We start from the raw sequence: 6,244 nt of genomic DNA, 5'->3' as shown, positions 1-6,244 counted from the left end.
TTTGCAAGTTCTAGCAATCCCAACTTTGGTTTTAGTATTTTTTCTTGTGTTGTATTCATATCTGACACTCCTTTAAAACTTGTCTATATTTTTATCTTACTTTGTTTGCTTGTCAGATCAAGTCTAAACTATTACAAATTATATTAGTTCACTGAACAAAAAGTATCCTAAATCACAAGGTAAAAGGGAAGATGCTATACGAATACTATCAAGCGATGAGTTGAAGAATTTTTATAATAAAGGTGTAGAGGAAGGAATACTACAACCGCTGGTATCATATAAAGAATGCAGAAATCTGTATGATAAAATGAGCCAAACAAAGAATGAATGTATAATCAAAAAAGAAGAGCATGAGAAAGCAAGTAAGTCAATAACCAGTATAATTAGTGACATAAAAAAATGTAGAGAAGCATTCCTTAATTGCAAAAATTTTCAGAGCTCCTACATAAAGGAAAAAGCAGAACACCCATTTAGAGGCACCTCATGTCAAAAAATGATTGATATATATCAAGAGAGAATTGCTGGATATCAGGAAAAAATTCGTCAAAACCTAAACCAAATAAGAGCAATATTAAAAGATACGCCGCAAGATGTGAAGGAAATAATCAATTGTGTGCATGAAGCAGAGCAGTATGATGAAATTTTTGATTCGGCTTTAATTTGTTTACCGAACATACAGAATAAGCTAGATATTCAACCAGAAAATCCCCTAACAGAACTCAGAGCTTCACAAATTAACGTTGAAATTGAGCTAACTAGGCTCTGTGAACAAAATATTAGAGTAAGCATGTGAGTGCTTCAACAAAATTCAAAAAACCAATAAAGACCTCATAAGTCTTATCAAAACAGGAGATTTCTAATAGTGGCAAATACCATGTATTTCTTTCAATTTGCCACTATTACGCCACCTAAATCACACATTGTCTTCCAGAAGGAAAATTTTTGTTCCACTGGCAACCACCTCATGTATAGCTTTACTTCCATAATAAGAAAAATGGCAAAAGCAATTTTAGATCTACTCTAATAAAAGCCTATTTTCCTTGAAACTAAAATAGCTACTAAATGTGATAATAATATGATCTATTAATTCTATTCCTATGCTTTTGCAAGCTTCTGCAAGCTGTCTGGTGAGAAACATATCGCTACTTGAAGGCTGTATATCTCCACTTGGGTGATTGTGGGATATTACAATCGATGTTGAGCCAATCAAAAGAGCGCGTTTTATGATCTCTCTAACATAAAGAGGAGTTTGATCTATTGTACCAAAGTTTTGTAGATCTTCTGCTATTAGACGATATCTTTTATTCATATAGATAACGCGAAAATTTTCTTTATTAAGGCTTCCTATACTTGCTTTTAAATAATCAAGCAATTTTTCCCAATTATTGATTATAGGTAGGTCCTTTACTTCTTCTCGTGCAGAACGAACAAAAGCCTGTTTAACACAAAAGATAGCAGATATAGCTGCATTACTAACTCCTTCGATATTCTGCAGTGCTTCTAAATCGGCATTAAAAACCTTATTCAAACTGCCGAAAATTTCTATCAAATTCTTTGCTACTGGCTTTACATCAATTCTACTATATGCTGAATATAAAATGTGTTCTAAAATCTCATAATCAAGTAATGATTGTCCGTTATCTGAAATAATTCTCTCTCTTAGGCGCTTTCTATGACCTTTTTTGTAATCTTTCATTATTCATGAATTGCTTATCTCTTATAATAAGAAATTGAATTTTTAAGTAAAATATTTAATAAAACACATGAAGCATAATTGTAAATTTTTGAAGACAGCAAATGAAAGTAGCCCCTCTCTTGTCATCCCCTGCTCCCTCCTTCTTGTCATTCAAGTAGCCTCTATCCCAGTGCTCTTTCTATGTCATCCCAGTGCTTGACACAATGGGATCCAGCCTTTCTTACCAACAAAAACCTAGCATAACTTTTGTGCTCAAAAAATTTCCAGCATCAAGTGCTGGCCTGAAGCTTTAGCTGTAAATGTTAAGAAATTTACCAAGCGAAAAAAAAAGGCAAAAAAAACCCCGTGTAACGAGTTTTGACCCTATAATAATGTAAATTGGCGCTGTAATAATGTGCTAACGCTTAAAATAAGCGCGTTTTGGCTGAATGTAGAAAAAATAAAAAAGACATGCAGCCGCTATAATTTTTATGTAATTTGCCAATAAATATCTGAGTTTTTTACTGAATTTTTGTTGTTGAACCCGCGCGGATCGAAAACAAGGATAAATACTCTTATTGTCATAATAAGGGGGCTGGCGCAGTTTGTCAAGGAAGTTTTATGCGAGAGATCTATTGAAATGCTCGTGCAAAATCATACTATTAATTAGTACACTATAAATTTAAAATTATAAATATGTTAAGCAAATTAGTAACTTTGCTATTAATTTTTATATTTCCTTTTTACTCATACTCATATCAGTTTAGAACCAAAGCAAAGCAAGCAATTGTCTTAGATTTAGCTTCAGACTCGTTCATTTTTGAACACAATTCCAGGGAAAAAATGGCCCCATCTTCAATGAGCAAATTGATGACTTTATATGTAGCTTTTGATTATCTAAAAGCTGGAATAATAAAAATGGAAGATAAATTTCGAGTAAGTAGAAAAGCATGGGAAAGGAAAGGCTCTTCTATGTTTTTGAAAGAAGGTCAATTTGTTACGGTAAAAGAACTACTTGAAGGAGTTACAATTGCCTCAGGTAATGATGCATGCATAGCGCTAGCCGAGGGTATTGCAGGATCAGAGGAGAATTTTGTTGCTGAAATGAATGAAGTTGCACAAGATTTAAATCTTAATGATAGTCATTTTGTTAACTCAAGCGGGTGGCCAGATGAAAACCATTTTATGAGCGCAAAAGACTTGGTAACACTGGCAAAAAGGATTTTTACTGATTTTCCTGAATACTATGATCTATTCTCTGAACAATATTTGACATATAACGATATTGTACAAAAAAATAAAAATCTTTTACTTTTCCATGATATTGGAGTTGATGGTCTAAAGACAGGTCATACAAGTGCTGGTGGTTATGGCATTATAGCATCTGCAAAACGGAACGATAGAAGAATTTTTGCTGTCGTGAATGGTTTGGACACCGAGAAAGAGCGAATAGAGGAAGCAAAAAGACTAATACAATATTCCTTAAATCATTTTAATACCAAGAAAATATTTGCTAAGGATAGCGTAGTTGAAGAAATAAATATTGTTTATGGAAAAGATAAAAAAGTGCCCGTTACAGTTGCAAACGATGTTACCATAACTTATAACCGCAGATTACATGATAAAATTAAAGTGCGTATTGAGTATAAAGATATGGTACCCGCACCAATTAAAAAAGGTCAAGAAGTGGGCAAAATTTTTGTAGAAATACCTGGTACTGAGCAACAAACTATACCTGTTTATGCAGCAAATGATGTGCAGAAATTGAGCTATATAAAAAAAATTTTTAGAAAGTTGTTTTAATCAGCAAATGTAAGTTAAGGAGACCTGAAATACTAATCTACTTTCAACCTCTCAGCATGTAAACTGCGTGGTAAAGATTCCAACTCTTTTGCAGCAGTGAGTTCTTTATTTTTTGCATGTATACCAAGCTTATTGAATTCTCGGGCAGCAGGAAACACTCTTGCCTCAAGCGAACCAGCAGTTTTATTGTAATGATCAACAGCACTTTTTAAGCTTCTGCGTAAATTATCAAAATTTTCGCCCATTGTGCAGATTCGCTCATATAAAATATGGCCTAGTTCACTTATTTTCTTTGCATTTTCAGCTATCATCTCTTGCTTCCATCCATAGGCTACTGCCCTAAGTAGCGCGATTAAAGTGATTGGTGTTGCAATAATTACTTTTTTTTCTATTCCAATTTCTATCAAAGCTGGTTCACATTCTAGTGCTGCGCTGAAAACCCCTTCTCCTGTTAAAAAAAGCACCACAAACTCTGGCGTATTTTCAAATTGGTTCCAATATTCCTTTCTGCCTAGATCGTTTATATGTTTTTTTATCGCCAGAGAATGATTCTTCAACTTTTCCCTTTGTATCTGCAAATCATTTTGTGACATAGCATCCATATAAGAATCAAGTGGCACTTTAGCATCTATTATTATTTGCTTTCCTGATGGCATTTTTATTATTAAATCAGGACGTAACAAATTATCCTCATTTTTATCAACCACTGAAGCTTGAGTAAAAAAATCGCAATATTCAACCATTCCCGCCATTTCTACCACTCTTTTGAGCTGCATTTCACCCCACTTACCCCTAATGTGAGGTTTCCTCAGGGCGTTAGCAAGGTTAGAGGTTTGACTCATTAATGCTCCAATTTGCTCCCTTAAACCTTCATAGGCCCCTACCCTCTCCTTCTCTAGCTCACGTATTTCACTGTCGAATTTTTCTAATTTTTCTTTTATTGGAGTGATAACTTCGTTGATCGTTGCTTGCCTTTTTTTGAAGTCACTTTCTGTTTCTTTTAGCTTATTATCGATCACTTCTTTTGCTAAGTTCAGAAAATTATTATTGTTTACCTGAAGAGCATCAAGAGAAAGTGCTTTAAAAGTGTTCGTAAGCCTCTCCTCTGCTTTTGTTAGTAATTCTATTTCCTTTTTCTTTTCTTCACGCTCTTTTTGAAGAATTACTTCAAGTTCTGCGTTCCTCACTTTCAAATCAACTATTTCCTTATTTTTATCTACTAAAGACTGTTTTGCCTCTTGAAGTTCATGTTCTACTTTAAGTAAATTCTTCTCAAGATTCTCACTAAATTTTCTGTTCTTTCTTACAACAATATAGAGAAATAGTAGTAAAAAAAGGAAATTCAATACAAAAGCTATAGAATTGAAAAGCATCAGAACACAGAAAAAACCGCACTCACAATACTATCTAATTTTTTTATATATAAAAAAGAAAAAAAGAGCACCTGAAGAGATGCGCTTACTGAAGGGCTTGGTTTGCTAATTAATAACCGTTTTCTTCTACACTTGGATTAGTAACAGAATGTCTTTTTATTGAAAATCTTATGTAATAGTTATTTTTATAATATCAAATAGCACATATATTAACAACTCAATTTTACTCTCATTATTACAATACTTACATACCAGTTACTTCACTAAAAACTTAGCTTCAATCCGGCCAAAAGCACATATCCGGAGTTATTATCTTCCACTGCAAGCTCCTTAGTACTAAATCTTACAATATCAAAGTAATATGAAGTACCAACAGCTAATGGATATTCAAGACTGAAAGCCTGTGATGTTAATTCGTTTGTACCTTTGTCTGCAATATCCCTAACACTATTAAAATATGTTAAGCTCACTTTACGAGAATCAGAATGATAAGCAATACCTGCATTTACATAATGCATATTATTTGTTTCATGACTACGCTTCTCACCAGATTTACCACCATTCCCGTACGACAAAATGCAATCAAGTTCAAAAAGCTTTAGTTTCACACCAAAATTCCAGTGTAGTAATTGATTATGACACTGAAGATCGCTAGAATTTTTGTTTGTACAATCAGTTAAATTTTCCCTTGCAAATTCACCAGTCAAAGCAGTAGTAAAATTTATTTCATCTGATAGGGCATTTTTATAGGAAAGACCAGCGGCTATTAAATTATTATATTGTAAATTATTTTTACCTGGAACATAACTGAATCCAAGTTGAAAGTTATGAATTTCAGGAGAAATATAGTTTATCATTGGTTGTTTTAACTTCAGCTCTAGTCCATTATAGTCGCTGTAAACATTGGGTTTTACCCAAAATACCTTGTCCTTATCATACCCAGGGTCATCATCTTTTTTTCCATTACCGCGCAGATTTGCATAGTTTGTCCAATGACCATTTATTCCCCCAGCAGCTGTATAAATTTTTGAAGTGTTAATTAACATACTCTGACTAACTAAACTTCCTTTACCATATTCAAATGATCCAAACTCCTGATTCTTTATGATAAAATACCACTTCTCCATTTCTAACTTTTCTATGTCTAGTGCCTTTAAGTTTGCAATACCAGAAACTCCTGCCTTAACATCAAAACCCATTTTAGTATTTGGATAAACTTGCTGTAAATAAAGCAAGCGCAGGTCTGAATAGCTTGAGGTGTAATAGTTTAGACTTGATCTGACAGGCATGAATTAACTGACAGAAGAATTAACAAAGTCAAAACCAAAATCAGCATCCTGTTTAATGCTATCAATATTTTTCTGATAAGCAATATGCATACTATCAAAAAAGG

At 33.4% G+C, this 6,244-nt stretch carries 5 protein-coding genes; 2 read left to right on the top strand and 3 right to left on the bottom strand.

Annotation, left to right across the window (positions count from 1 at the left end; translation table 11 throughout):
- The first annotated feature begins 220 nt into the window (after window positions 1–220).
- Entirely contained in the window at window positions 221–793 is a 573-nt protein-coding gene (locus JR053_RS04705) for a hypothetical protein (RefSeq protein WP_010401928.1), read from the top strand.
- 222 nt (window positions 794–1,015) lie between these two features.
- On the opposite strand, the gene radC is transcribed toward JR053_RS04705, so the two are convergent.
- Window positions 1,016–1,696 carry a RadC family protein gene (gene radC / locus JR053_RS04700; RefSeq protein WP_010401931.1) on the bottom strand — a complete coding sequence of 227 codons (681 nt, stop codon included), beginning with the start codon at window positions 1,694–1,696 and terminating at the stop codon, window positions 1,016–1,018.
- Window positions 1,697–2,371: 675 nt separating this feature from the next.
- On the opposite strand from radC, the gene JR053_RS04695 reads away from it, so the two are divergent.
- On the top strand, window positions 2,372–3,478 hold the full coding sequence (locus tag JR053_RS04695; protein ID WP_010405178.1) for a D-alanyl-D-alanine carboxypeptidase family protein: 1,107 nt from the start codon (window positions 2,372–2,374) through the stop codon (window positions 3,476–3,478).
- Window positions 3,479–3,510: 32 nt separating this feature from the next.
- Here JR053_RS04695 and JR053_RS04690 read toward each other — a convergent pair whose 3' ends face one another.
- Together JR053_RS04690 and JR053_RS04685 are read right to left on the bottom strand one after the other, a co-directional pair.
- Complete coding sequence (locus tag JR053_RS04690) at window positions 3,511–4,851, bottom strand: DNA recombination protein RmuC (protein ID WP_064085792.1); 1,341 nt, start codon at window positions 4,849–4,851, stop codon at window positions 3,511–3,513.
- A gap of 263 nt (window positions 4,852–5,114) precedes the next feature.
- A complete protein-coding gene (locus JR053_RS04685; RefSeq protein WP_416603714.1) occupies window positions 5,115–6,140 on the bottom strand; it encodes a porin in 1,026 nt (341 codons plus the stop codon).
- Between the last annotated feature and the right edge of the window lie 104 nt (window positions 6,141–6,244).

Origin of the sequence: Wolbachia endosymbiont of Nasonia vitripennis (genome assembly GCF_048054115.1) — a bacterium.
Lineage (GTDB): Bacteria > Pseudomonadota > Alphaproteobacteria > Rickettsiales > Anaplasmataceae > Wolbachia.
This window is presented reverse-complemented; position numbering and strand designations above follow the sequence as displayed.

What these genes read in the sequence shown, in the direction of transcription:
- radC (WP_010401931.1), bottom strand. Translation starts at nt 1,696, where the DNA reads ATGAAAGATTACAAAAAAGGTCATAGAAAGCGCCTAAGAGAGAGAATT.
- JR053_RS04695 (WP_010405178.1), top strand. Translation starts at nt 2,372, where the DNA reads ATGTTAAGCAAATTAGTAACTTTGCTATTAATTTTTATATTTCCTTTT.
- JR053_RS04690 (WP_064085792.1), bottom strand. Translation starts at nt 4,851, where the DNA reads ATGCTTTTCAATTCTATAGCTTTTGTATTGAATTTCCTTTTTTTACTA.
- JR053_RS04685 (WP_416603714.1), bottom strand. Translation starts at nt 6,140, where the DNA reads ATGCCTGTCAGATCAAGTCTAAACTATTACACCTCAAGCTATTCAGAC.